Annotated in this window: 29 protein-coding genes and 1 tRNA gene; 20 read left to right on the top strand and 10 right to left on the bottom strand. The window is 58.5% G+C overall.

What is annotated here, in order from left to right; all coding sequences use genetic code 11:
* The 9 genes from PMI29_RS13465 to PMI29_RS13495 all read right to left on the bottom strand — a co-directional run.
* Positions 1-2,442: DUF927 domain-containing protein (locus tag PMI29_RS13465; RefSeq protein ID WP_007998702.1), on the bottom strand; the 2,442-nt coding region annotated here is incomplete at its 3' end.
* Positions 2,439-2,723: a DUF3077 domain-containing protein gene (locus PMI29_RS13470; RefSeq protein ID WP_007998700.1), complete on the bottom strand. Its 285-nt coding sequence runs from the start codon at positions 2,721-2,723 to the stop codon at positions 2,439-2,441. The genes PMI29_RS13465 and PMI29_RS13470, both read right to left, overlap by 4 nt.
* Entirely contained in the window at positions 2,720-3,001 is a 282-nt protein-coding gene (locus PMI29_RS0130170; RefSeq protein WP_033052418.1) for a hypothetical protein, read from the bottom strand. Before PMI29_RS0130170 ends, PMI29_RS13470 begins: the two co-directional genes overlap by 4 nt.
* Positions 3,002-3,530: 529 nt before the next feature.
* Positions 3,531-3,872 carry a hypothetical protein gene (locus PMI29_RS13475; RefSeq protein WP_007998696.1) on the bottom strand — a complete coding sequence of 114 codons (342 nt, stop codon included), beginning with the start codon at positions 3,870-3,872 and terminating at the stop codon, positions 3,531-3,533.
* Positions 3,869-4,477, bottom strand: a complete 609-nt coding sequence (locus PMI29_RS13480) for a hypothetical protein (RefSeq protein WP_007998694.1) — start codon at positions 4,475-4,477, stop codon at positions 3,869-3,871. The genes PMI29_RS13475 and PMI29_RS13480 overlap by 4 nt, the downstream gene beginning before the upstream one ends.
* Positions 4,474-4,755 carry a helix-turn-helix transcriptional regulator gene (locus PMI29_RS13485; protein WP_007998692.1) on the bottom strand — a complete coding sequence of 94 codons (282 nt, stop codon included), beginning with the start codon at positions 4,753-4,755 and terminating at the stop codon, positions 4,474-4,476. Before PMI29_RS13485 ends, PMI29_RS13480 begins: the two co-directional genes overlap by 4 nt.
* An 88-nt stretch (positions 4,756-4,843) precedes the next feature.
* Positions 4,844-5,683 (bottom strand): hypothetical protein, encoded by an 840-nt coding sequence (locus tag PMI29_RS32630; RefSeq protein ID WP_007998690.1) that lies wholly within the window; start codon positions 5,681-5,683, stop codon positions 4,844-4,846.
* A 282-nt stretch (positions 5,684-5,965) separates the two neighbouring features.
* A complete protein-coding gene (locus PMI29_RS13490) occupies positions 5,966-7,207 on the bottom strand; it encodes a tyrosine-type recombinase/integrase (RefSeq protein ID WP_007998688.1) in 1,242 nt (413 codons plus the stop codon).
* Positions 7,208-7,371: 164 nt separating this feature from the next.
* Positions 7,372-7,456 (bottom strand) — tRNA-Leu (locus PMI29_RS13495).
* Between the two features lie 107 nt (positions 7,457-7,563).
* Between PMI29_RS13495 and queA the strand changes: the two genes are divergently transcribed.
* The 6 genes from queA (at position 7,564) to PMI29_RS13525 (ending at position 13,652) form a co-directional block, all read left to right on the top strand.
* The gene (queA, locus tag PMI29_RS13500) at positions 7,564-8,613 is read left to right on the top strand and encodes a tRNA preQ1(34) S-adenosylmethionine ribosyltransferase-isomerase QueA (RefSeq protein ID WP_007998687.1); all 1,050 of its coding nucleotides are present in this window, start codon (positions 7,564-7,566) and stop codon (positions 8,611-8,613) included.
* Between the two features lie 14 nt (positions 8,614-8,627).
* On the top strand, positions 8,628-9,743 hold the full coding sequence (gene tgt, locus PMI29_RS13505; protein WP_162130405.1) for a tRNA guanosine(34) transglycosylase Tgt: 1,116 nt from the start codon (positions 8,628-8,630) through the stop codon (positions 9,741-9,743).
* 43 nt (positions 9,744-9,786) lie between these two features.
* Positions 9,787-10,122 (top strand): preprotein translocase subunit YajC, encoded by a 336-nt coding sequence (gene yajC, locus PMI29_RS13510; RefSeq protein ID WP_007956696.1) that lies wholly within the window; start codon positions 9,787-9,789, stop codon positions 10,120-10,122.
* A gap of 64 nt (positions 10,123-10,186) precedes the next feature.
* The gene (gene secD / locus PMI29_RS13515; protein ID WP_007998684.1) at positions 10,187-12,055 is read left to right on the top strand and encodes a protein translocase subunit SecD; all 1,869 of its coding nucleotides are present in this window, start codon (positions 10,187-10,189) and stop codon (positions 12,053-12,055) included.
* 9 nt (positions 12,056-12,064) lie between these two features.
* Positions 12,065-12,979: a protein translocase subunit SecF gene (gene secF / locus PMI29_RS13520; protein ID WP_007998682.1), complete on the top strand. Its 915-nt coding sequence runs from the start codon at positions 12,065-12,067 to the stop codon at positions 12,977-12,979.
* 121 nt (positions 12,980-13,100) lie between these two features.
* Positions 13,101-13,652, top strand: coding sequence for a glycine zipper 2TM domain-containing protein (locus PMI29_RS13525; RefSeq protein WP_007998681.1), 552 nt, complete (start codon positions 13,101-13,103; stop codon positions 13,650-13,652).
* 260 nt (positions 13,653-13,912) lie between these two features.
* Here PMI29_RS13525 and suhB read toward each other — a convergent pair whose 3' ends face one another.
* Positions 13,913-14,731, bottom strand: coding sequence for a type III secretion system regulator SuhB (gene suhB, locus PMI29_RS13530; RefSeq protein WP_007982736.1), 819 nt, complete (start codon positions 14,729-14,731; stop codon positions 13,913-13,915).
* Positions 14,732-14,877: 146 nt separating this feature from the next.
* On the opposite strand from suhB, the gene trmJ reads away from it, so the two are divergent.
* From trmJ to PMI29_RS13600, 14 genes are all read left to right on the top strand, one after another.
* Positions 14,878-15,648 carry a tRNA (cytosine(32)/uridine(32)-2'-O)-methyltransferase TrmJ gene (trmJ, locus tag PMI29_RS13535; protein WP_007998678.1) on the top strand — a complete coding sequence of 257 codons (771 nt, stop codon included), beginning with the start codon at positions 14,878-14,880 and terminating at the stop codon, positions 15,646-15,648.
* Between the two features lie 2 nt (positions 15,649-15,650).
* Positions 15,651-16,427, top strand: a complete 777-nt coding sequence (gene cysE, locus PMI29_RS13540) for a serine O-acetyltransferase (protein WP_007998676.1) — start codon at positions 15,651-15,653, stop codon at positions 16,425-16,427.
* A gap of 254 nt (positions 16,428-16,681) precedes the next feature.
* Entirely contained in the window at positions 16,682-17,173 is a 492-nt protein-coding gene (gene iscR, locus PMI29_RS13545) for a Fe-S cluster assembly transcriptional regulator IscR (RefSeq protein WP_007982741.1), read from the top strand.
* Positions 17,174-17,223: 50 nt separating this feature from the next.
* A complete protein-coding gene (locus PMI29_RS13550) occupies positions 17,224-18,438 on the top strand; it encodes an IscS subfamily cysteine desulfurase (RefSeq protein WP_007998674.1) in 1,215 nt (404 codons plus the stop codon).
* A gap of 101 nt (positions 18,439-18,539) precedes the next feature.
* Positions 18,540-18,926, top strand: coding sequence for a Fe-S cluster assembly scaffold IscU (iscU, locus tag PMI29_RS13555; RefSeq protein WP_007982746.1), 387 nt, complete (start codon positions 18,540-18,542; stop codon positions 18,924-18,926).
* 34 nt (positions 18,927-18,960) lie between these two features.
* A complete protein-coding gene (gene iscA, locus PMI29_RS13560; RefSeq protein ID WP_003227904.1) occupies positions 18,961-19,284 on the top strand; it encodes an iron-sulfur cluster assembly protein IscA in 324 nt (107 codons plus the stop codon).
* 8 nt (positions 19,285-19,292) lie between these two features.
* Complete coding sequence (hscB, locus tag PMI29_RS13565) at positions 19,293-19,814, top strand: co-chaperone HscB (protein WP_007982749.1); 522 nt, start codon at positions 19,293-19,295, stop codon at positions 19,812-19,814.
* A 51-nt stretch (positions 19,815-19,865) separates the two neighbouring features.
* Entirely contained in the window at positions 19,866-21,728 is a 1,863-nt protein-coding gene (hscA, locus tag PMI29_RS13570) for a Fe-S protein assembly chaperone HscA (RefSeq protein WP_007998672.1), read from the top strand.
* 2 nt (positions 21,729-21,730) lie between these two features.
* Positions 21,731-22,072, top strand: coding sequence for an ISC system 2Fe-2S type ferredoxin (fdx, locus tag PMI29_RS13575; RefSeq protein ID WP_007998670.1), 342 nt, complete (start codon positions 21,731-21,733; stop codon positions 22,070-22,072).
* Between the two features lie 14 nt (positions 22,073-22,086).
* Positions 22,087-22,287 carry a Fe-S cluster assembly protein IscX gene (gene iscX / locus PMI29_RS13580; protein WP_007982753.1) on the top strand — a complete coding sequence of 67 codons (201 nt, stop codon included), beginning with the start codon at positions 22,087-22,089 and terminating at the stop codon, positions 22,285-22,287.
* A gap of 88 nt (positions 22,288-22,375) precedes the next feature.
* On the top strand, positions 22,376-22,801 hold the full coding sequence (gene ndk / locus PMI29_RS13585; protein ID WP_007982755.1) for a nucleoside-diphosphate kinase: 426 nt from the start codon (positions 22,376-22,378) through the stop codon (positions 22,799-22,801).
* A gap of 28 nt (positions 22,802-22,829) precedes the next feature.
* Positions 22,830-23,972 (top strand): 23S rRNA (adenine(2503)-C(2))-methyltransferase RlmN, encoded by a 1,143-nt coding sequence (rlmN, locus tag PMI29_RS13590; RefSeq protein WP_007982757.1) that lies wholly within the window; start codon positions 22,830-22,832, stop codon positions 23,970-23,972.
* Between the two features lie 16 nt (positions 23,973-23,988).
* Entirely contained in the window at positions 23,989-24,747 is a 759-nt protein-coding gene (gene pilW / locus PMI29_RS13595) for a type IV pilus biogenesis/stability protein PilW (protein ID WP_007998667.1), read from the top strand.
* Positions 24,747-25,563, top strand: an 817-nt coding sequence (locus PMI29_RS13600; RefSeq protein WP_007998665.1) for a helix-turn-helix domain-containing protein, incomplete at its 3' end; no start/stop codon positions are given. The genes pilW and PMI29_RS13600, both read left to right, overlap by 1 nt.

The following is a 25,563-nucleotide window of genomic DNA, read 5'->3' as shown; positions in this document are numbered from 1 at the left end:
GGCGGTGGTGGCTGTGCCATCTGGCCAGCCGGTAATCCCCATCGCGGTGGCCAGTTCGCCGGCTGCAGCGGCTAGACCGAAACGGGTCGCAGCACGATGCGCCTGACCGCTCGCGGAGGAGGGCAGTGCCTTGGCGATAAAACCCTCCATGGTGTGGCGCAGAATCGCCGACCAGCCATGTCGCTTGTCGGTCTCACATAGGGCCGATAGGAAGGCGGCGAGCGGTGTACCGTAGTACTTGGCCACACGTGCTTTGAGTGCATCGGAGAGGGCAGCGGCGTCATCAAAACCATTCAGCACATCGAACATTCCGAGGCCTTTGCTGGCGTCCGCTGGCACGGCGAGCATGCGCACTTCCATGCCGGCTTTGAGCTCCTTGTTGGCTTCGGCCATGTGCTGCGCCAAGGTCTTCTCGCCGGTCGAGAGAAACAGTAGGCGCCATTCCTGTACCTGTCGGCTTGCTTGTCCTCGATCATTGGCGCGAGCCTTCCCGGTGCCGTTACCAAGCATGTACACCGTCTCGCCAATGATGCGCGGGTCGCACATGCCGATTTCATCCAGCACCAGAAGCCCGTCGGAGTGCGCGGCGGCGATGGATTCCAGAGCGTTATCCGTCGAGCGCCAGGAACGCACCAGACGCGGCCCGCCATAGATCGAGGCGGCCACTTGCAGGTGGGTGGTCTTGCCGCCCGAGCTGTCACCGTAGAGGTGAAATCCGCCGGACTCATGACCGAGCAGGTGCAACAGCGGACCGGCAAACGCCACGCTGGCCACAAACGCCAAGCGGTGATTACCGATGCACAAGGCGCCGATTTGTTCTTGCCACTGCTCTAGGGTGCCGGCTTCGCTGATTGGTGGAAGCTGCACACCGGCCTCATAGAAGTGCAGGTGCTCATTGTGCGAACCGACCTGTTGTTCGGGAAGTAGGAAGGCACTGTCATGCCAGCCCAAACGAGTGACTAGTCGTGCGCGTTGGGCACTGTCGAAGCTGCCAAGATAACTCTGCAGGTCATTGCGGGCATTACGTCCGGAGCGGCTGCCAGCCAGACGCAGACCCATGTCCACGAGCGGGCCGAGCACGTCCTTGCCGAAGTCGCCGGTCATGGTCCGCGCCGGAATGTTCCAGCGCTTTTTCGCTCCGTCCGGATCGTCGAACTCGACCAGCAAACCCCAGTTGTGACCCTGCGCATCTCGGGTGCGAGCCAAGATTTCCAGCGGCGAGCACACGGGGCGCGCTTCGCCATCGTCCCCGGAATAAAACACTCCTTCTGATGTCAGGCGGAAGCCGCCGGGCAGTAGATCATTTTTGGGTTTCGCGGCGCGCTTGATCGTCGGCTTGGCCTTGGATTCGGATGGTTCGGACGATGTTTTCTCCGGCTCAACACGAGACAATTCGCCACTACGTTGCAGCTCGGCGAAATGCGCCGTCGTCCAACCTTTGGTTTCGGCGTCGGCCGCGTCGTCGCCTTCGTCCCATTGCCCACCGTTGGCAAAAATTGGTTGGCCATTCTTGAAGGTGGGCTTGCGTTTGAATACGTCCAGGGCGATCACGCGCACCGACGCGGCGCCGATTTGTTGCAGTTGTTCAGCGACGGCGTCCATGCAGCTTTTACCACTGGCGTCGTTATCTGGCCACAACACCACGGACCGGCCTTTGAGCGATGTCATGTCAGCTTTGTGCCAGGAGTTCGAGCCGTTCGGCCAGCACGTGGCCACGTAGTTGGGCAGCAGATCCGCCGCGGCGTCAGCGGCCTTCTCGCCTTCGCACAGAATCACGTGGGCCTCTGCTCGTTGCGCCAGTTCATCCAAACGCAGCAGAGGACGTGGCTCAGGCAGGCCCTGCCAGCGCCATTGTTGAGTTTGGCCGTCGGCCCGCTGGCACCAAGTCAATGGTGCAAACACCTTGCGCGGTTTGCCGTTTTCATCCGGGCCCAAGTCGAAACGGTAGAGCGCCATGACCGGTTGGCCTTGAGCGTCGCGATAAATCCAGACTTTGGACGGTGTGCCGTGCTGTCGATGTTTTGTTGGGCATTTACTCATGGCCTCAGCCGGGATCGGCTGAATGGCGAGCCATTCCTGTGTTTTGCTTTTGCTGTGTTCCGGCTTCGCTTGCACGACCCCAGCGGAAACGCTGAGCAGGTCCGCCAGCTTGTTGCAGGCCTCGACGTCGGTGCCGCCATCCAGATAGCGCACCAGATCGATCAGATCGCCGCCTTTGTCGTCAGTGGCAAAATCCGCCCAAGTGCCTTTGCTCAAGTTGACCTTGAGGGAACCTGCGCGCTTGTCGGCGCGGGTTGGATTGGGAGCGGTGTATTCCTTGCCGCCGTCGACGCGTTTGCCGTTGGGCAGCCAGTGAGCAAGTACACGATCAATGTTCTGTAATGCAGCGGCTTTGACTTGGGCGAAGGTAGGGCGACGGGCATGGGATGTAGGTGCATTCATACGCCACCGCCTTGGGCCAATTGCAACCCACTGGTTACGTCATCGATGATCGCCTTCGCCATCTCGCTCAAATAGTGCGAAGCCCACACCATTGCCCCGTTATCATTCTCTATGCCGCTCAGACAGGTGAGCTTGTTCACGCAGTCCATGAGTAGAGAGGCTTGTTCGAGTGCCTCTTCGCAGGAAATGCCGGCATTGATACGGAACAGTGGCTGATTCTGAGCATTGCATTTGGCAAAGGTGGCGCCGCCAACGGTATTGATCAAAATGGAAGGGCTCATTGGGTGCCTCCATTCATAGCTCGTCGGGTGGAGTTGTCAGCGTGCAGGGCGAGGGTGCGGATCAGTCCCAAGGTCCCGCGAACGTCCCACAGGGCGGCTGCGATGACGTGGTTGGCTAGATGTGGTCCATCGCACTCGAACTGATCTTCAAGAAGCAGGAGCACAGAGCTGGCTCGATCTACTGCACAGGTGATGGCATCAATCGGAATGCCTGCCTCGGTGTCTGTACTGACACACAGCAAATCCTCTGGCAGGGCGAAATTCAGAGCGCTGATCATTGAACACCACCTGCGGCTTCGAGCGCGCGAGCTTTGACCATGTGAGCGTTGTAACGGGTGAGGCGTGTAGCGAGACTGGAGTTGGCGTGTAAAGCGGCGAGAGCCATTGCACGGTGTGCAGCAGCGCGAATTTTGGACGGATTGAGGGCGTGCATGGGGTGAAACTCCTATTGTTGAGGAGCTACCACCGTCCGCCGTCAAACGAATTAGGGTGGTAGCTGTGCGCAGGTTGACGGACCGGGACAATAGGAACCCGGCAGACCCGAAGGTCTCCCACGCACAGCCACCATAAAACAGGAATGCGGGCACAAAAAAAGCGCCTGCAATCGTAATGGGGGCGCCTGTGCGCCTATTGTTGATCGGGCCGTCAAACCCGGTCGCTGATTTTGCAGCGACGGCCAGAGAGTAACGCCGTGTTTTTAAAAGTGCAACCGTGCGGAGATCTTGCGCATTTTTTCGATGCGTCATAAATTGTGCGGGCATATAGATTTACCTCAACGCCTTCGGATCGCTCCCGGGGGCGTTTTCGTTAGTGCTGGGTAGTGACTGGGCGGGCGAGGGTGAGCCATTGCAAGTGGTATCCTCGGCGTGCCCTTTGCTGCACCTGCTGTAGCGCTTCGGGATTGCGCAGCAGGTTTGGAATCAGCTCGCGAGCGTCACTGATCACCACGTCTGCTGGCGGCTGAACCGCTAACAACGTCCACTCCAGGTTCTGCCACAGCACGATCAACACCTGAGCGCCGGCTGAGATCGCCTGATCGCGGAGGGCAAGTAAGCGCTGGCGTCCTTTGATCTCTGCGGATGAAGGTAGAGACGCTTCAAGTACGCCTACGAGATCCAATGCTTGGTGGGGAAGAAAGGTCGGAGTCATGCAGCCTCCTGCACGCTGGCAAACAGTGGCGGTGGTGTTTCGCCTTTGAGCCAAGCCAGGATCTTGCTGTCCTCTGCGCACCGTCGGCGATGTTCTACCGCGAGCAAATCGCGTCGTTGTGCCAAGCATTCATCGACATAGCTGGTCAGATCGGAGGTCATGCGCATTTCACGATGAAGGCGTTCGCTAGCGTTTTTTTCCTCCGCAAGATCCTGCTCTGTGAGGTGTCGCCACACCGTGGGATCGTTGGCGTAACCAGTCGATTGATCAACCAACCAGTACGTGACCCAGTCGGTCAAACCAAGCGATTTTAAGGCGGCGCGGCGGCCTTCTTTCATCGCGAAATGCCCAGTGCCGTGAATGCTGGAAAACTCTCTGCGTACCGCGTTTTTGCGGATCAGTTCAGGCAATTCCCAAGGATTGGGTTTAAGCGGAAGGACTAGGCCATCAGGGTTGAAAAAGAAGGCTTCTTGTTCCTCCCCGTTCCAACTCACACCCGCGATGGTGCGGTGCCGCCAGTTGATTGCATCAGGTTGATAGAGTCGGAATCCGACGCTGTAGGAGTCGAGAAACGGCCCCTTGAATGGGCTGTAGTTGCGCTTCATGCGGCCACCTGGTCACGCGCCTCGATACGGCTGCGCGCCCATGCCTGAACTTCGGAAAGAACCCAAGCGACAGGTGCCCCGCGAGCGTTGCTGTTGCTCAATTTGACGGGCTGGGGAAAGCCGCAATCGGGACGCTGCATAAGCTTGTAGATGGTCGAGCGTTTCATGCCAACGATGCCCTCGACTTCGGGCATGCGGATCAAAGTCGAAGACGCATCGAATAGTGGGCTAGCAATTGCAGAGGTGAGGCGGGGGAATTCGGTAATTGAGGTTTTCACAGATCTTGCTCTCGATAGGTTTGGACGAGAGCAATGATCTAGGTGAGGAAAAACGGTGAGCAGTTCACTTCCAATTGAAATTTCTGGTTTACAGCACGAGATTGCGTATGAGGATGGTCTCCACGCTCTTACGTGTCAGTGCCTTTTCGGTTTCGAGGGTGATCCATTTGGGACGCTGGTTCGGTGATTTAGCGACTTCACGTTCCAGCCACGCATGCACAGCCGTTTTGATGTTCCTCTCAGGCATTCCGCTCGCCAAGTAGTGGCGGGCCTGATTAACGATTGCCGCGTCGCGGGCACTGATGTCCTTAGTACGCTCGATTCCACTGATGATGCCGCCTTTTTTGCGGATGGCATTCTTGATAGCCTGATCAGCGATGGGCGTCAGCTCGTCATTGATCAAGCAGGGTAGGGAGGTGATCGGCTCCAGATGGAGGACATACTGATCAAGTGCCTGGGTGCGTTCGCCCGGGTCGATTTGCATCTCCACGAACTGGCAGTAGAAATCCCACGGCCAGTCAGTTGGAGGTTCAGCTACATGTAACCACGCCTGTTGATCGGCGACACACATCCAATCGGTCAAGATCCCTAGCGCTTTCACGGCACAGGCCATGATGTATGCAGCATGCGCCTCTCGCTCCGACGCCGAATAACAGTTGGTGTACTGGCGAACCCAATGCGCGAGGCGCGCTCTGTGGTCGGTGGAGGCATACTGGAAAATTGTCTCTTCATGCACCGTTGCCTTGATGTACATGCTGCTTAAATCGCTATCGATGTCGCCGGTCTGAATGCGCAGACAGCACTGATCGATTAAATAACACACGTCAGTGAGCTGTTCGCGGCAGAGTCCGTAGAGCGGTTGGGCAGAGAGATACGCGATCAGGCCAGACGTCAGCGCTGTACGAGGAGTGATTTGGTGGTCAATCATCGCCAAGTATCTCTTGTATCGCGTAACGCTTGATCCCACGCCCTACGTTTTGCAGGCGTAACCAGCGAGAGTTGTGCTGTAGCCGAGTACGCCGAGCATCGGCCCGCAGCAGGCGAGGGCTTGTTCTGGCGTTACACGTTAGGTCGGCGTTACATCGGGTGTACGGAAAGTCGCGCAAGCGTGTAACAGCTGTGAAAGCCAATGAAGCCGGGTGTTTGGCCAAGGCCGTTACACGAGTAACACCCGTAACACGCATTTTTGAGGGTGGCTGTATGGACGTACTCATACCGCTTTCCCGAACTGTCCCTTGATAACCTTTCCGCTTGCTAACGCATCGAGGTGATCCGCATACCACTGCATCATTTTCACTCGGTGCTCAAGGTATTGAGCCTTGTTGTATACACCAGAGATTCCCTCTTCTTTGTGAGCAAGCTGCGCTTCGACATGCTCTTTCGGCCAACCGTGTTCCCTGAGCAGAGTGCTAGCGGTATGGCGAGTGCCATGGCCAACCAAGCGACCTTTGTAACCAACAGTCGCAAAGACTTTGTTTATGGTGTTTTCACTGATGGTCGGGTTCTTAGCGCCGACTCCGGGGAACAGCCATCGACTGCGCCCGGTGAGACAGTGGAGTTCTTTGAGTGCGGATAGCGCCTGCTTAGGAAGTGGGCACACGAAATCCCTGCGCATCTTCATCTTCGCGGCAGGTGTCGTCCAGATCGCTTTATCAAGGTCGAACTCTTTCCATTCAGCTAAGCGAACCATTCCCGGTCTCGATGCCGTCCATATGCAAAGCCATGCCGCAGTTCGGGCTGTTAATCTGCTGGGTGTGTTTTTCAGCGCGGTCAGAAAGTCACCAAGCTCAGGTTCCAGCAAATGAGGATGCTGTTGAGTTTTTGGTGCTTGGGCGGCGATATCACGAAGACGGCTCCCTGGGTCGTTTTCGGTCAAGCCCAATCCAATGGCTCTACCGAAGATCTGATTGATCCAGGTGCGACACTTTTCCGCTACGTTGTGAGCGTCTCTCGCTTCTATGGATGCTTGGAGATCTGCGCAATCTGTGCGGGTAATTTCGTCGAGAGGTTTATCCCCCAGCGCGGGGAGGATGTCCTTGTTGAGGTACGTCCGGATCTTATTGAGGGTGGAAGGGGCAAGACCCTTTTCTTCTTTCGCCTTTAGCCAGGCGTCGGCAGCCGCGCGGAAGGTTCTAGTTTTAGCCGCATCGATTGCAGCTTTCGCGGATCGCTTTTGCTCAAGGGGGTCGGCACCGCTACTCACTACCTTTCGTAGATCAGCAGCTTTGTCCCGTGCCAACGCACCACTTACTTCCGGGTAACCCCCGAGCCCCATCCAAGCCCAATTGCCCGCCGGGCGTTTGTAGCGGAGCTGCCAGGATTTACCACCATCTGGTTTAACCCTGAAGTAGAGGCCGTTTCCGTCTAGCTCTCGGTATTCCTTTGATTCCGGCTCCAGTCCCGCAAGTGTTGTGTCAGCGAGAGGGCGGCGCTTGATGTCTGCGCGCTTCATCCTTGTATCCCAAAGTTCGGTACTTTTCTCAGGATACAAGCAGGGATACAGGGATACAACGGATATGGGGAGACAGGGGTAGACAGACAGGCACAAAAAAACCGGCCAAGTGGCCGGTTTCTCTGGGTCTGAGAGGCTGGTAGAGACTCTCAGATACAGCTATGTGGTGCCCCGAGGGAGACTCGAACTCCCACTCCTTTCGAAAACGGATTTTGAATCCGCCGCGTCTACCAATTCCGCCATCAGGGCTCAATGGCGGCGAAGTATAGAGATGAGATAACCGCTGGTCAATCAGGTACATGGAGAATTTTTGATAATTCCGCTAGACTTCCCGGCCCTGCTAGACGAACCCCATCATGCGCGTTGCTGACTTTACTTTCGAGCTCCCCGATTCGCTGATCGCTCGCCATCCTTTGGCCGAGCGTCGCAATAGTCGCCTGTTGACCCTGGATGGGGTCAGCGGCGCCCTGGCACACCGTCAATTCACTGATTTGCTGGAGCATTTGCGTCCCGGCGATTTGATGGTGTTCAACAATACCCGGGTGATTCCGGCGCGGCTGTTTGGCCAGAAGGCTTCCGGCGGCAAGCTGGAAATCCTGGTGGAGCGGGTGCTGGACAGTCATCGCGTGCTGGCCCATGTGCGGTCCAGCAAGTCGCCCAAGCCTGGGTCGAAGATCCTGATCGACGGCGGTGGCGAGGCCGAGATGCTGGCGCGTCACGATGCGTTGTTCGAGCTGGGGTTCACTGAGGAGGTGTTGCCGCTGCTTGACCGTGTCGGGCACATGCCGTTGCCTCCTTATATAGACCGCCCGGATGAAGGCGCGGACCGCGAGCGTTACCAGACCGTCTACGCCGAGCGTTTGGGCGCGGTGGCGGCGCCGACGGCGGGGCTGCATTTCGATCAGGTGCTGATGGAGGCGATTGCCGCCAAGGGCGTCGAGACGGCGTTCGTGACCTTGCACGTTGGCGCGGGTACGTTCCAGCCGGTGCGGGTCGAGAAGATCGAAGACCACCACATGCACAGCGAATGGCTGGAAGTCGGCCAGGACGTGGTCGACGCCGTTGCCGCCTGTCGCGCGCGCGGCGGTCGGGTGGTGGCGGTGGGGACCACCAGCGTGCGTTCCCTGGAAAGCGCCGCCCGCGATGGCGTGCTCAAGCCGTTCAGTGGCGATACAGACATTTTCATCTACCCGGGCCGGCCGTTTCATGTGGTCGATGCCTTGGTCACCAACTTCCATTTGCCCGAATCCACGCTGTTGATGCTGGTTTCGGCGTTTGCCGGTTATCCGGAAACCATGGCTGCCTACAAAGCCGCGGTCGACAACGGTTACCGCTTTTTCAGCTACGGTGATGCGATGTTCATCACCCGTAATCCCGCTCCAAGCGGCCCAGAGGAAACAGTATGAGTCGCACCTGTCGTATGTCTTTCGAGCTGCTTGCCACCGATGGCAAGGCTCGTCGCGGTCGTTTGACCTTCCCGCGCGGTACCGTCGAGACCCCGGCCTTCATGCCGGTGGGCACTTACGGCACGGTCAAGGGCATGCTGCCACGGGATATCGAGGCGACTGGCGCTGAAATCATTCTGGGCAACACCTTCCACCTGTGGCTGCGCCCTGGCACGGAAGTGATCAAGAAGCACGGCGACCTGCACGATTTCATGCAGTGGAAAGGCCCGATTCTGACTGACTCCGGTGGTTTCCAGGTGTTCAGCCTGGGCGCCATGCGCAAGATCAAGGAGGAGGGCGTGACCTTCGCCTCTCCGGTCGACGGCGCCAAGGTGTTCATGGGCCCGGAAGAGTCGATGCAGGTCCAGCGTGACCTGGGCTCCGACATCGTGATGATTTTCGACGAATGCACGCCGTACCCGGCCGACGAAGACGTCGCCCGCGTGTCGATGGAGTTGTCCCTGCGTTGGGCCCAGCGCTCGAAAAACGCCCATGGCGACAACACGGCGGCGCTGTTCGGTATCGTTCAGGGCGGCATGCACCAGGACCTGCGCATGCGCTCCCTGGAAGGCCTGGACAAGATCGGTTTCGACGGCCTGGCCATCGGCGGTCTGTCGGTGGGCGAGCCCAAGCACGAGATGATCAAGGTGCTGGATTACCTGCCGGGCCAGATGCCGGCTGACAAACCTCGTTACCTTATGGGCGTTGGCAAACCGGAAGACTTGGTTGAGGGTGTGCGCCGCGGTGTGGACATGTTCGATTGCGTGATGCCAACCCGTAATGCCCGCAACGGGCATCTGTTCATCGATACCGGCGTGCTGAAGATCCGTAACGCGTTCCATCGCCATGATGATTCGCCGCTGGATCCGACCTGCGATTGCTATACCTGCCAGAACTTCTCCCGCGCTTATCTGCATCACCTGGACAAGTGCGGCGAAATGCTGGGAAGCATGCTCAATACCATCCATAACTTGCGCCATTATCAAGTGCTTATGGCTGGTTTGCGCGAGGCTATTCAACAGGGTACATTGGCCGCCTTTGTCGATGCCTTCTACGCCAAACGCGGGTTACCTGTTCCGCCTTTGGACTGAGTTTTCTGACCCCAAGAATCAACATTTGCAACTGGAGTGCTAAATGAGCTTTTTTATCTCTAATGCCATGGCAGACGCTGCTGCACCTGCGGCAGCCCCTATGGGCGGCGGTTTCGAGTGGATTTTCCTGGTCGGCTTCCTGGTCATCTTCTACCTGATGATCTGGCGTCCACAGGCCAAGCGCGCCAAAGAGCAGAAGAACCTGCTGAGCAGCCTGCAAAAGGGCGACGAAGTTGTGACCACCGGCGGCATCGCCGGCAAGATCACTAAAGTGGCCGACGATTTCGTCGTTCTGGAAGTTTCCGACACCGTCGAAATGAAATTCCAGAAAGGCGCCATTGCCGCCACGCTGCCAAAAGGCACGCTCAAAGCGATCTAAGTTTCAACTTCATATTCAATCGACGGGGCGCGCAAGGCGCCCCGCGTCATAAACGGGCGGCGTGATGCTGAACAAATATCCTCTGTGGAAATACATTCTGATCCTGGCGGTGCTGGCGGTCGGTCTGATTTATTCCGCTCCCAATCTTTATCCTGATGACCCGGCCATTCAGGTCAGCGGTGCAAGCACTGCGCTGCAGGTCAATCAGGCTGATCTGGATCGTGTGAGCGCTGCGCTCAAGGAATCCGGGATCAACGTCAAGGCAGCGACCCTGTCTGCCAGCGGCAAGGGCGGGCTGATTCGCCTGACCAAGGCTGAAGACCAGCTGCCGGCCAAGGATGTTGTACGCAAGGCGTTGGGTGATGACTACGTCGTTGCATTGAACCTGGCACAAACCACCCCGCAATGGCTGCGCAACCTCGCTGCGCACCCGATGAAGCTGGGTCTGGACTTGTCCGGTGGTGTGCACTTCCTGCTGGAAGTGGACATGGACAAAGCCCTCGATGCGCGCCTGAAAGTCTACGAAGGCGATGTAAAGAGCCTGCTGCGTAAAGAAAAGCTGCGCTATCGCAGCCTGCCGCAACTCAATGGTGCCATCCAGCTGGGCTTCGCTGATGAAGACAGCCGTGAACAGGCCCGTTCGATCATCCGCAAGAACTTCAACGATTTCGACATTGTTCCGGCCGACCTCAATGGTCAACCGGTGCTGCGTCTGGCGATGACCCCGGCCAAGCTGGCGGAAATCCGCGAATACTCCATCAAGCAGAACTTGACCACGGTACGTAACCGCGTCAACGAGCTGGGTGTTGCCGAACCGATCGTCCAGCGTCAGGGCGCCAACCGCATCGTGGTTGAGCTGCCGGGCGTGCAGGACACCGCCGAAGCCAAGCGTATCCTCGGCAAGACGGCCAACCTCGAGTTCCGTCTGGCTGCTGAGCCGGGTGCTTCGAAAGCCACTTCCGAATCCTTCGAGTTCCGTGAGGGCAAGCGTCCTCCTGCGCTGATCGAGCGTGGCCTGATCATCACCGGTGACCAGGTGACCGACGCCAAGGCTGGCTTCGGCGAGCACGGCACGCCGGAAGTGAACATTCGTCTGGACGGTCACGGCGGCGAGCTGATGAGCCGTGCGACCCGTTCGAACGTTGGTCGCAGCATGGCGGTGATCTTCATCGAGCAGCGTCCGGTGACCACTTACACCAAGCAAGTGATCAACGGCGTCGAGAAAGACGTGCCGGTTCAGAGCTTCAAGGAAGAGAAGAAGATCATCAGCCTCGCGACCATCCAGTCGCCGCTGGGTGCTCAGTTCCGTATCACCGGCCTGAACGGCCAGGGCGAGTCGTCCGAACTGGCGCTGCTGCTGCGTGCCGGTGGCCTGGCTGCGCCGATGTACTTTGCTGAAGAGCGCACCATTGGTCCTAGCCTGGGTGCGGACAACATCACCAAGGGTATCGATGCATCGCTGTGGGGCATGCTGTTCGTCTCGCTGTTCATCATGGCCATCTACCGCTTCTTCGGCCTCATCGCTACCGTCGCCCTGGCGGTGAACATGGTGATGCTGCTGGCCCTGATGTCGCTGCTGGGTGCAACGCTGACCCTGCCGGGTATCGCCGGTATCGTGTTGACCATGGGTATGGCGGTCGACGCCAACGTGCTGATCTTCTCGCGGATCCGTGAAGAGATCGCCGCCGGCATGACTGTGCAGCGCGCAATCAACGAAGGCTTCGGCCGGGCATTCACCGCGATTCTCGACGCCAACCTGACCACCTTGCTGGTCGGCGGCATCCTCTTTGCCATGGGCACCGGCCCGGTCAAGGGCTTCGCAGTGACCATGTCCCTCGGGATCTTTACCTCGATGTTCACGGCCATCATGGTGACCCGCGCGATGGTCAACCTGATCTTCGGCGGTCGTGACTTCAAGAAGTTGTGGATTTAAGGGGCTGCCATGTTACGTACAATCAACTTCATGGGCGTTCGCAACTTTGCGTTCGGCGTCACATTGTTCCTTACTGCGCTGGCAATGTTCAGTGTCTTCCACAAGGGCATGAACTGGGGCCTGGACTTCACCGGCGGTACGCTCATCGAGCTGACCTACGAGCGTCCGGCCGATGTCACCAAGGTGCGTGAGCAGCTGGTGACCGCGGGTTATCACGAAGCTATCGTGCAGAACTTCGGTGCAACTACCGACCTGCTGGTGCGTATGCCTGGCGAAGATCCGCAACTGGGTCACCAGGTAGCCGAAGCCTTGCAGAAGGTGGGTGGCGAGAACCCGGCGACGGTCAAGCGTGTCGAGTTCGTCGGCCCGCAGGTGGGTGAAGAACTGCGCGACCAGGGCGGCCTCGGCATGCTGATGGCGCTGGGCGGCATTCTGATCTACCTGGCTTTCCGCTTTCAGTGGAAGTTTGCGGTCGGTGCGATCGTGTCCTTGATCCACGACGTGATCGTGACCATCGGTATCCTGTCGTTCTTCCAGATCACCTTCGACCTGACGGTGCTGGCGGCGGTACTGGCGATCATCGGTTACTCGCTCAACGACACCATCGTGGTATTCGACCGGGTTCGTGAGAACTTCCGTGTACTGCGCAAGGCCAACCTGATCGAGAACATCAACATCTCGACCACGCAAACCCTGCTGCGGACCATGGCGACTTCGATCTCCACCTTGCTGGCGATCGCGGCCCTGCTGTTCTTCGGTGGCGACAACCTGTTCGGCTTCTCCATCGCCCTGTTCATCGGTGTTCTGGCGGGTACTTACTCGTCGATCTACATCGCTAACGTGGTGCTGATCTGGCTGAACCTGAGCACGGAAGACCTGATTCCTCCTGCCACTGCCGAGAAGGAAGTCGACGACCGTCCTTGAAGGAAATTTCCTGGGGTGGTGTAGTCCAAAAAAGGCGCGAGTTGAACTCGCGCCTTTTTTTGTGCTCCAAGGCTGGGAGAAGCGCGGACATGTTCCGCATGTGATGGTCCAGGAGGTTCATGTGAACAAGTCGATGCTGGTTGGTGCGGTATTGGGTGCTGTCGGTGTGACTGCCGGGGGTGCTGTGGCCACCTACAGCCTGGTAAAACAAAGCGGCCCTGAGTTTGCTCAGGTTCTAGCTGTTGAGCCGGTCAAGACACAAATCAAGACTCCACGTGAAGTATGCAAGGATGTAACGGTCACCCGGCAGGCGCCGGTGAAAGATCAACATCAGATCGCCGGTACGGTGGTCGGTGCGTTGGCAGGTGGATTGCTGGGTAACCAGATCGGTGGCGGCACCGGTAAGAAAATCGCCACGGTCGCGGGTGCTGTCGGTGGTGGTTATGCCGGCAACAAGGTGCAGGAAGGCATGCAAGAGCGTGATACCTACACCACGACCCAGACCCGCTGTAACACTGTTAACGACATCAGTGACAAGGTTGTAGGTTACGACGTGCGTTATTCGCTGGACGGCAAGGAAGGCAAAGTGCGTATGGATCGCGATCCAGGCAATCAGATTCCTGTGGATAAGGAAGGCAAGTTGATCTTGTCGGAGAATCAGGCGGCTCAGTGATCAGCTGACGCTGGATAAAAAAGAAGCACCCTGCGGGGTGCTTTTTTTGTGCCCACAATTTATGCGTCGCTACGTGCCCCTTGTAGGAGCGAGCTTGCTCGCGAAGAACCCAAGGGAGCAGCATTTATCCAGAATGCATGCGTTATCGTTAACGACCATCGCGAGCAAGCTCGCTCCTACAGTGGTTTGTGGTGATTTCGAGTGCAAATTCCAGGCATAAAAAAAGCACCCCGCAGGGTGCTTTTTCTGTCGCTGGAAGCTTAGCGCTTCAGCGAGGCCGGCAGGTGCGGCTGGATGGCCGTCAGGACTGCCTTGAAGCATTTGGTGTTGCCGGCAACGACGTGGCCTTTTTCAAGGAAGTCGTGACCGCCGGTGAAGTCGCTCACCAAACCGCCGGCTTCCTGGATCAGCAGGGCGCCTGCAGCCATGTCCCACTCGGACAGGCCCGACTCCCAGAAGGCGTCGAAACGGCCGGCGGCCACGTAGGCCAGGTCCAGGCTTGCCGAACCTGCGCGGCGGATGCCGGCGGTCTGGCCAACCAGGGCGCGGAACATGCCCAGGTAGTTGTCGAGGTTGTCCATCTGGTCGTCACGGAACGGGAAGCCGGTACCCAGCAGGGCGCCGTCCAGGCTGGTGCGGCCGCTGACGCGCAGGCGACGACCGTTCAGTTGAGCGCCGCGACCACGGCTGGCGGTGAATTCTTCCTGGCGAACCGGGTCCAGAACAACGGCGTGTTCCAGGCGGCCACGGTATTTGCAGGCGATGCTGACAGCGAAGTGAGGAATGCCGCGCAGGAAGTTGGTGGTGCCGTCCAGCGGATCGATGATCCACAGGTACTCTTCGCCTTCGATGCCGGTGCCGGCGTGCATGCCGGTCTCTTCACCCATGATCGAGTGATTCGGGTAGGCCTTGCGCAGGGCGTCGATGATTTTCTGTTCGGCGGCGCGATCCACCTCGGATACGTAATCCTTGGCGTCTTTTTCGTCGACCTTGATGGTATCCAGGCGCTCGATGGAGCGGAAGATCAATTCACTGGCGCTGCGGGCGGCGCGCAGCGCGATATTCAGCATGGGCTGCATGGATGTGTCACCTAAGGTTGTTAAAGAAAGCCGGGCATTCTATCAGAAAGTTTCTACAGGAGAAGGACGACGTTCGCTTTCATAGCTTAACGGTAGGTGTAGCTGTAAGATTCTGCTCCCGATTATTGTGTTCGAGAGCGCCTCCCTTGCTGCAAAACATTCGTGTCGTCCTGGTCAATACCAGCCATCCGGGCAATATCGGCGGGGCTGCGCGTGCCATGAAGAACATGGGGCTGTCGCGGCTGGTGCTGGTCGAGCCTCGTCTGTTCCCGCATCACGAGGCCGATGCCCGTGCCTCCGGTGCCGGGGACATCCTTGAAAACGCGCAAGTCGTCGCCACCTTGGAAGATGCCTTGGTCGGTTGCAACCTGGTGCTCGGTACCAGTGCCCGCGACCGGCGCATTCCCTGGCCGCTGCTCGATCCCCGCGAATGCGGCGCGAAAGTGGTCGAGGAAGCGGGGCAGGGTGCGGAAATCGCCCTGGTGTTCGGTCGTGAAGATTCCGGCCTGACCAACGAAGAGCTGCAGCGATGTCATTACCACGTGCATATTCCATCGGACCCTGAGTTCAGCTCGCTGAACCTTGGGGCGGCGGTGCAGGTGTTGGGTTATGAAGTGCGCATGTCCTGGCTGGCGGCCCAAGGTCAGCCGAGCAAGGTCGAGAAGGAAGAAGTGGCTTCGGTCAAAAGCGCTGAGCTGGCGACCATGGATGAACTGGAGCGATTCTATGAACACCTGGAGCAGACCCTGGTGGCCATCGAATTCCTCGATCCGGAAAAGCCACGGCACTTGATGGCGCGCCTGCGCCGGTTGTACGGACGCAGCTCGGTCAGCCGGGCGGAAATGAATATTTTGCGTGGCATCCTCACGGAAACCCAGAAAGCGGCCCGTGGTGAGCTTCTAAATCGGAAGGATTAATGATGTTCGAGCGTTTGCGTGAAGATATCCAGAGCGTATTCCACCGAGACCCGGCGGCGCGTAACGCTTTTGAAGTCCTGACTTGCTACCCGGGCATGCACGCCATCTGGATTCACCGTTTGTCGGCGATGCTATGGCGGGCGGACCTGAAATGGCTGGCGCGGCTGGTGTCGAACTTCGGCCGCTGGTTGACCGGGATCGAGATTCATCCGGGCGCCAAGGTGGGTCGTCGCTTCTTTATTGACCATGGCATGGGCATCGTCATCGGTGAAACCGCCGAGATCGGCGACGACGTGACCATTTATCAGGGCGTGACCCTCGGTGGCACCAGCTGGAATAAAGGCAAGCGCCACCCGACGCTGGGCGATGGTGTCGTTGTCGGTGCCGGCGCCAAGGTGCTTGGCCCGTTTACTGTTGGTGCGGGTGCCAAGGTCGGCTCCAACGCCGTGGTGACCAAAGAGGTTCCACCAGGTGCCACGGTGGTGGGTATTCCGGGGCGAATCATCGTCAAGCCCGACGAAGAACAGGACGCCAAGCGCAAGGCCATGGCCGAGAAAATCGGCTTCGATGCCTACGGCGTGACAGAAGACATGCCGGACCCGGTGGCTCGCGCCATTAATCAGTTGCTCGATCACCTGCAGGCAGTCGACGGGCGTCTGGAGGGGATGTGCGGGGCGTTGAAGGATCTGGGCAGTAATTACTGTGCGAAAGATCTGCCTGAACTGCGCGAAGAAGACTTCGCCTGTGTGAAGGACAAGGATCAGAGTCAGGCCAGCTGAACCGAGTTGACTGCATCGCGAGCAAGCTCGCTCCCACAGGAGATCGAGTTGTCCAGGCGGACGCGGTCCAATGTGGGAGCGAGCTTGCTCGCGATGAACGATGGCTCGGTATTACTGGCTGTTCATAGCCAGCCTTTGCTATGATGCGGCCGCTCTTTTGCGGGTAAACCTGACTAAAGTACTAGGTCTTATAGTTGACTTAAATACTCGGGAATTGCATACTCGCCTCATTCCGAACTCCGTGGTAATTGTCCATGCGACTGACTACAAAAGGCCGATACGCCGTGACCGCCATGCTTGATCTGGCGTTGCACGCGCAGCACGGGCCCGTGTCCCTGGCCGATATCTCCGAGCGCCAAGGCATCTCCCTGTCCTACCTCGAACAGCTTTTCGCCAAGCTGCGCCGCAGCAATCTGGTGTCCAGTGTGCGTGGTCCGGGCGGTGGTTACCAATTGTCCCGCGATATGCAGGGCATCCAGGTCGCCCAGGTGATCGATGCGGTAAACGAATCGGTCGATGCAACCAAATGCCAGGGGCAGGGTGATTGCCATTCCGGCGACACTTGCCTGACTCACCACTTGTGGTGCGATCTGAGCCTGCAGATTCACGAATTTCTGAGCGGTATCAGCTTGGCTGATCTTGTGACTCGCCGTGAGGTGCAAGAAGTAGCCCAGCGTCAGGACCAGCGCCGTTGCAACAGCAAGGTGCCGCGCCTGGACAAGATTGAAGCGTCCGCCGTCGAATGACAGCCAAAGAGCTAGCGGCACGCCAGCCAGCCTGATTTAGGAGATAGTCCATGAAATTGCCGATTTACCTTGATTACTCTGCGACCACCCCGGTTGATCCGCGTGTTGCGCAAAAAATGAGTGAATGCCTGCTGGTCGACGGAAACTTCGGTAACCCGGCGTCCCGTTCCCACGTGTTCGGCTGGAAGGCCGAAGAGTCCGTTGAAAACGCTCGCCGTCAGGTCGCCGACCTGGTCAACGCCGATCCGCGTGAAATCGTCTGGACCTCCGGTGCCACCGAGTCCGACAACCTGGCAATCAAGGGTGCGGCGCATTTCTATGCCACCAAGGGCAAGCACCTGATCACCACCAAGATTGAGCACAAGGCTGTCCTCGACACCATGCGCCAACTGGAGCGTGAAGGTTTTGAAGTCACCTACATCGAGCCTCGCACCGATGGCCTGGTGACGCCTGAAATGATCGAAGCGGAACTGCGTGATGACACCATCCTGGTTTCGGTCATGCACGTGAACAACGAAATCGGCACCATCAACGACATCGCAGCCATCGGCGAACTGACCCGCTCCAGGGGCATCCTGTTCCACGTCGACGCTGCTCAGTCCACCGGCAAGGTCGATATCGACCTGTCGAAGCTGAAAGTCGACATGATGTCGTTCTCTGCCCACAAAACCTACGGTCCTAAAGGCATCGGCGCCCTGTACGTAAGCCGCAAGCCGCGCGTACGTATCGAAGCGACCATGCACGGCGGCGGTCACGAGCGCGGCATGCGTTCCGGTACCCTGGCGACCCACCAGATCGTCGGTATGGGCGAAGCTTTCCGTGTAGCCAAGGAAGACATGGCTGCCGAGAACGTGCGCATCAAGGCCCTGAGCGACCGTTTCTTCAAGCAGGTCGAGCACCTGGAAGAGCTGTACGTCAACGGCAGCATGACCTCCCGCGTTCCGCACAACCTGAACCTGAGCTTCAACTACGTTGAAGGCGAGTCGCTGATCATGGCGCTCAAGGATCTGGCGGTTTCGTCCGGTTCGGCCTGCACCTCGGCATCGCTTGAGCCTTCGTACGTACTGCGCGCCCTGGGCCGCAACGACGAACTGGCCCACAGTTCGATCCGTTTCACCTTCGGCCGCTTCACCACCGAAGAAGAAATCGACTACGCCGCGCAGAAAGTCTGCGAGGCGGTTATCAAGCTGCGAGCTCTGTCGCCGCTGTGGGACATGTACAAAGACGGTGTCGATATCTCGAAGATCGAGTGGGCGGCACACTAACTATAGAAGCCGCCGGATACAGGTCCTGTAGCGACGCGGCGACTGACGCAGCGTAACTGCGGGGCCTCAAGAGCGGCCCTGATGAGTGAGGATTGAGAATCATGTCTTACAGCGAAAAGGTCATCGACCACTACGAAAACCCGCGCAACGTCGGCAAGATGGACGCGGAAGATCCTGATGTCGGCACCGGCATGGTCGGCGCTCCGGCGTGCGGCGACGTGATGCGCCTGCAGATCAAGGTCAACGACGCCGGCATCATCGAAGATGCCAAGTTCAAGACTTACGGCTGCGGTTCGGCTATCGCTTCCAGCTCCCTCGCCACCGAGTGGATGAAGGGCAAGACCCTGGACGAAGCAGAAACCATCAAGAACACTCAGCTGGCTGAAGAACTGGCCCTGCCGCCAGTGAAAATTCACTGCTCGGTACTCGCTGAAGACGCCATCAAGGCGGCTGTTCGCGATTACAAGCAGAAGAAAGGCTTGATCTGATTTTCGAGTTTTGGCGACGAGTAAGGAGTCACCGATGGCTATCAGCATGACAGAAGCGGCTGCTCGACACGTGCGGCGCTCCCTCGACGGGCGCGGCAAAGGTGAAGGGATTCGTCTGGGTGTTCGCACCACAGGCTGTTCCGGCCTTGCCTACGTGCTGGAGTTTGTCGACGAGGTGGTTGCAGAGGACCAGGTGTTCGAGAGTCACGGCGAAAAAGTGATCATCGACCCGAAAAGCCTGGCCTACCTGGACGGCACCGAGCTCGATTTCGTCAAGGAAGGGTTGAACGAAGGCTTCAAGTTCAACAACCCCAACGTACGCGGTGAATGTGGCTGCGGCGAAAGCTTCAACATCTGAGGCTTGTCGTGGGTACTCCTTGTCATTTCGCTTTATTCGAGCTGCAACCGAGTTTTAACCTGGACCTCGATCAGCTGGCTACGCGCTATCGCGAGCTGGCGCGCGGTGTTCATCCGGACCGCTTTGCCGACGCTTCCGAACGCGAACAACGGTTGGCCCTGGAGCAATCGGCGAGCCTCAACGAGGCCTACCAGACGCTCAAGAGTCCGCCCAAGCGCGCGCGCTACCTGCTCGCCTTGAATGGTGGCGAACTGCCGCTGGAAGTCACGGTGCATGATCCGGAGTTTCTTCTGCAACAGATGGAGTTGCGTGAAGAGCTCGAAGACTTGCAGGACAGTGCCGACCTCAACGGCGTTGCGGTCTTCAAGCGCCGCCTGAAGGCAGCCCAGGATGAACTGAACCAAAGCTTCGCAGCTTGCTGGAACGATGCCGCGCAACGCGAAAGGGCCGAACGCCTGATGCGGCGCATGCAGTTCCTCGACAAGCTCACCTACGAAGTGCGCCAGTTAGAAGAGCGCCTCGACGATTAACCCAGTGCCGCTCCGGTCGCACGCCTGATATACAGATAAGTCCTGATAACGATGGCCCTACTGCAGATCGCCGAACCCGGCCAAAGTCCTCAACCGCACCAGCGTCGTCTGGCTGTGGGGATCGACTTGGGCACTACCAATTCGCTGGTCGCTGCATTGCGCAGTGGTCTTTCCGAGCCTCTGGCTGACGCAGAAGGGCGGGTCATCCTGCCGTCTGCCGTGCGCTACCACGCCGATCGCGTCGAAGTCGGCGAGTCGGCCAAGCTGGCTGCCGCCACCGATCCCTTGAACACCGTGCTGTCGGTCAAGCGCTTGATGGGTCGTGGTCTGTCCGACGTCAAGCAATTGGGCGAGCAACTGCCGTACCGTTTTGTTGACGGCGAGTCGCACATGCCGTTCATCGAGACGATCCAGGGGCCGAAAAGCCCGGTCGAAGTCTCTGCCGATATCCTCAAGGTCCTGCGCCAGCGCGCTGAGGCGACCCTGGGTGGCGAGCTGGTGGGCGCGGTGATCACCGTTCCGGCCTATTTCGATGATGCCCAGCGTCAAGCCACCAAGGACGCGGCCAAACTGGCCGGTCTGAACGTGCTGCGTTTGCTCAATGAGCCGACGGCGGCCGCGGTGGCTTACGGTCTGGATCAGCATGCCGAAGGCCTGGTCGCCATTTATGACCTGGGCGGCGGCACCTTCGATATTTCGATTCTGCGCCTGACTGGCGGTGTCTTCGAAGTCCTGGCTACCGGCGGCGATAGTGCCCTGGGTGGTGATGACTTCGACCACGCGATCGCTGGCTGGATCATCGAGGGCGCCGGTCTGTCCGCTGACCTCGATCCGGGTGTGCAGCGCAATTTGCTGCAAACCGCCTGCGCGGCCAAGGAAGCACTGACCGATGCTGCGGCCGTTGAAGTTGCCTATGGCGACTGGAAAGCCGAACTGTCCCGTGAAGCTTTCAATGCGCTGATCGAGCCGATGGTGGCTCGCAGCTTGAAAGCTTGCCGTCGCGCCGTTCGCGATTCCGGCATCGAGCTGGAAGACGTGCATGCCGTGGTCATGGTCGGTGGTTCGACTCGCGTGCCTCGTGTTCGTGAAGCCGTCGCCGAAGCTTTCGCTCGCCAGCCGCTGACAGAAATCGATCCGGATCAAGTGGTGGCCATTGGTGCCGCGATCCAGGCCGATACGCTGGCCGGTAACAAACGTGATGGTGGCGAACTGCTGCTGCTCGACGTGATCCCGTTGTCCCTTGGTCTGGAAACCATGGGCGGCCTGATGGAAAAGGTGATTCCGCGCAACACCACCATTCCCGTCGCCCGTGCCCAGGATTTCACCACTTATAAAGACGGCCAGTCGGCCATGGCCATCCATGTGTTGCAGGGTGAGCGCGAGCTGATCAGCGACTGCCGCTCCCTGGCACGCTTCGAATTGCGCGGTATTCCAGCGATGGTGGCTGGTGCTGCGAAGATTCGCGTGACCTTCCAGGTCGATGCCGATGGTCTGCTCAGTGTTTCCGCCCGCGAACTGGGTTCGGGCGTCGAGGCCAGCATTCAGGTCAAACCGTCCTACGGCCTGACCGACGGCGAAATCGCCAGGATGCTCAAGGACTCGTTCCAGCACGCCAATGACGACAAGGTTGCCCGCGTGTTGCGCGAGCAGCAGGTCGATGCCCAGCGCCTGATCGAAGCGGTGCAGGGTGCTCTGGAGGCTGATGGCGATCGTCTGCTCGACGCCGACGAGCGCATGGTCATCGAGATGCAGGTGCAGGAACTGACCGAACTGATGAAAGGTACTGATGGTTACGCCATCGAGCAGCAGACCAAGCGTCTGTCGCAAGTGACCGACGCCTTTGCTGCCCGCCGCCTGGACTCGACGGTGAAAGCCGCGCTGGCGGGGCGCAACCTGAATGAGATTGAGGAATAACGATGCCGCAGGTCATTTTTCTGCCACACGAGAAGTTTTGCCCCGAAGGCATGGTTGTTGAGGCTGAGACGGGCATTTCCATCCTCGAGCTGGCCCATGAGCACCATATCGAGATGGAAAGCGCCTGTGGCGGCGTCTGCGCTTGCACTACCTGCCACTGCATCATTCGCGAGGGTTTCGACTCGCTGGAAGAGGCTGACGAGCTGGAAGAGGACTACCTTGATAAAGCCTGGGGTCTTGAGCGCGAGTCCCGTCTGGGGTGCCAGGCCAAGGTCGGTACCGAAGACCTGACCGTCGAAATTCCGAAGTACTCGCTCAACCACGCAGCCGAAGCACCGCACTGATTCAAGGAATTGTCATGAAACTCAAGTGGACTGATGTGCTGGAGATCGCGATCCAGCTAGCTGAAAGCAAGCCCGACGTGGACCCTATGTCGGTCAACTTCGTCGATCTGCGTACATGGGTGATGGAATTGCCCGATTTCGACGACAAGCCTGAGCATTGTGGCGAAAAGATCCTGGAGGCCATTCAGGCCCATTGGATCGAAGAACGCGACTGAGCCACGCCGCAGGTTAGGCAATACCCGAGAACCCGCGTATAATTCGCGGGTTTAATTTTTCGTAAATTACCGTTTCTGGAGTTACACCATGGCTGTTCAACGTACTTTCTCCATCATCAAGCCTGACGCCGTTGCTAAAAACGTGATCGGCGAGATCACCACTCGTTTCGAAAAAGCTGGCCTGCGCGTTGTAGCTTCGAAACTGAAGCAACTGTCCAAAGCCGAAGCTGAAGGCTTCTACGCTGAGCACAGCGCTCGTGGTTTCTTCAACGACCTGGTTGCCTTCATGATCTCCGGTCCGGTTGTCGTTCAGGTTCTGGAAGGCGAAAACGCTATCGCTCTGAACCGTGAGCTGATGGGCGCTACCAACCCTAAAGAAGCTGCTGCCGGCACCATCCGTGCTGACTTCGCTGACTCCATCGACGCCAACGCTGTACACGGTTCGGACTCCGAAGCCGCTGCCGCTCGCGAAATCGCATACTTCTTCGCAGCTACTGAAGTAACCACTCGCTAAGCATTGGCTTAAGAGTGAAGGTGAATCCATGACTACATCGACTGTAAAAACTAACCTGCTGGGTCTGACTCAGCTGGAAATGGAAAAATTCTTCGACTCAATCGGGGAGAAGCGTTTCCGTGCCGGTCAGGTAATGAAATGGATTCACCACTTTGGTGTCGATGATTTCGACGCCATGACGAACGTCAGCAAGGCCTTGCGCGAAAAGCTCAAGGCTGTTGCTGAGGTCCGTGGTCCGGAAGTGGTCAGCGAGGACATCTCCAGCGACGGCACCCGCAAGTGGGTGGTGCGCGTGGCGTCCGGCAGCTGCGTCGAGACCGTGTACATTCCCCAGGGCAAACGCGGCACCTTGTGCGTTTCGTCCCAGGCAGGCTGTGCCCTGGATTGCAGTTTCTGCTCCACCGGCAAGCAAGGCTTCAACAGCAACCTCACCGCCGCCGAAGTCATCGGTCAGGTGTGGATTGCCAACAAATCCTTTGGCAGCGTCCCGGCAACCGTCGACCGTGCCATCACCAACGTGGTGATGATGGGCATGGGTGAGCCGCTGCTGAACTTCGACAACGTCGTCGCGGCCATGCATTTGATGATGGACGACCTGGGCTACGGCATCTCCAAGCGCCGTGTGACCCTGTCGACCTCCGGCGTGGTGCCGATGATCGATGAGCTCTCCAAGCACATCGACGTCTCCCTGGCGTTGTCCCTGCACGCACCGAATGACGCATTGCGTAACCAATTGGTGCCGATCAACAAGAAGTATCCGCTTAAGATGCTGCTCGAGTCGTGCCAGCGCTACATGTCGAATCTCGGCGAAAAGCGCGTGCTGACCATCGAGTACACCTTGCTCAAAGACATCAATGACAAGGTCGAGCACGCGGTGGAAATGATCGAGTTGCTCAAGAACATCCCGTGCAAGATCAACCTGATCCCGTTCAACCCGTTCCCGCATTCCGGTTACGAGCGTCCGAGCAATAACGCGATTCGTCGTTTCCAGGATCAGCTTCATCATGCCGGTTTCAACGTCACCGTCCGCACCACCCGTGGTGAAGATATCGACGCGGCCTGTGGTCAATTGGTAGGGCAGGTGCTGGATCGCACCCGTCGCAGCGAACGTTATATCGCCGTGCGTGAATTGAACGCTGACAACGATATGGCTCAAAACGCTGCGGAATAACCGAGAGAGGATCTCTATGTCACTGCGCTTTGCGCTGCTTTTGCTGTTGGCCAGCCTGTGTGCTGGCTGCGTGCTTTCGGGCGACTACAACCCGATGAAGACCAGCAAGGGCCGTGATGAAGCGCGTGCGGCGTATGTGCAACTCGGTATCGGGTATTTGCAACAAGGCATGACCGAACGCGCCAAGGTACCGCTGAAAAAAGCGCTGGAGCTGGATGGGTCCGACCCGGATGCCAATGCGGCGCTGGGGTTGGTGTTCCAGGCCGAGATGGAACCGGAACTTGCCGACGAGCATTTTCGCCAGGCACTGTCTTCCCGTCCCGGCGATGCACGAATCCTCAATAACTACGGCAGTTTTTTGTTCGAGCAGAAACGTTACAAGGAAGCCTACGAGCGCTTTGAACAAGCCGCTGCCGATACCCTGTATCCTGAGCGTTCGCGGGTGTTCGAGAACCTGGGCATGACCGCTGCGATGCTCGGTCAGCGCGATTTGGCCCGGCAGCAACTGGAAAAAGCCCTGCGCCTGAATCGCCAACAACCACGTGCATTGCTGGAAATGGCTGAGTTGTCTTACGAAGACAGGCATTATGTGCCCGCGCGCGATTACTACGACCGTTTTAACCAGCTCGCCGAACAAAATGCACGTAGTCTATTGCTCGGCGTTCGACTGGCAAAAGTGTTTGAAGATCGCGACAAGGCCGCAAGTGCCGGCCTGCAACTAAAACGACTCTATCCCGGTACGCCGGAATATCAGCAATACCTGTCGGAGCAATGATGAAAGCGGCGCATCCCGAAGTTGTAGCAGCGAATCGCGTTAACCCTGGTGAGACTCTGCGCCAGGCCCGCGAAAGCAATGGCTGGTCGCTGGCCGAAGTGGCCCTCAAGCTCAACCTCACCGTCAATTCCCTGAGCAATCTTGAAGCGGGCCAATTCGACAAACTGCCTGGGCATACCTTTGCCCGCGGTTATATTCGTGCTTATGCCAAGTTGCTCGACATGGATCAGGCCGTTCTGGTCCAGCAGTTCGATCAATCCACCGGTACCGACTCCCAAGGCAGCAACGTCCACAGCCTGGGCCGTATTGAAGAACCGGTTCGGGTTTCCCACACCATTTTGCGTATTGTCAGCCTGCTGTTGCTGATTGCGGTGATCGGCGGCGGTTTTGTCTGGTGGCAGGATCAAACCTCGATGCGCACCAAGGACCTGATCGGTCTGGCTCCGGAACACGTTGAAGTCGAGGGCGCCGACGGTACGACACAGATTCATCCGCTGGACGAGCCGGAAGACCAGGCCGTCGTGGAAGGTCAGACTGAAGGCGGAACCGCCCTCGCGCTGCCACAGGCCGATACTCCGGATGAAGCACCTGAGCAGGCTCAGGCGACTGCACCAGCCGCCCCGGCAACGCCGACCGCACCAGCCCACACTGCCGCGCCCGTTGTCGCAACGCCGGTGACCCCGGCAACTCCGGCAACTCCGGCTCCGACAGCTCCGGCCGTCCCGGCCCCGGTGGTGGCTGCGCCGGTAGCCCCGAGCGCTCCGGCTCCTGCTCCAGCGGTAACCGCGCCAGTGGCCGGTCAAGGCCAGGTCCGGG

It is taken from the genome of Pseudomonas sp. GM49 (assembly GCF_000282355.1).
Classification (GTDB): domain Bacteria; phylum Pseudomonadota; class Gammaproteobacteria; order Pseudomonadales; family Pseudomonadaceae; genus Aquipseudomonas.
Note: the sequence above shows the minus strand (reverse complement) of the source record. Positions and strands in the feature narration are given on the sequence as shown.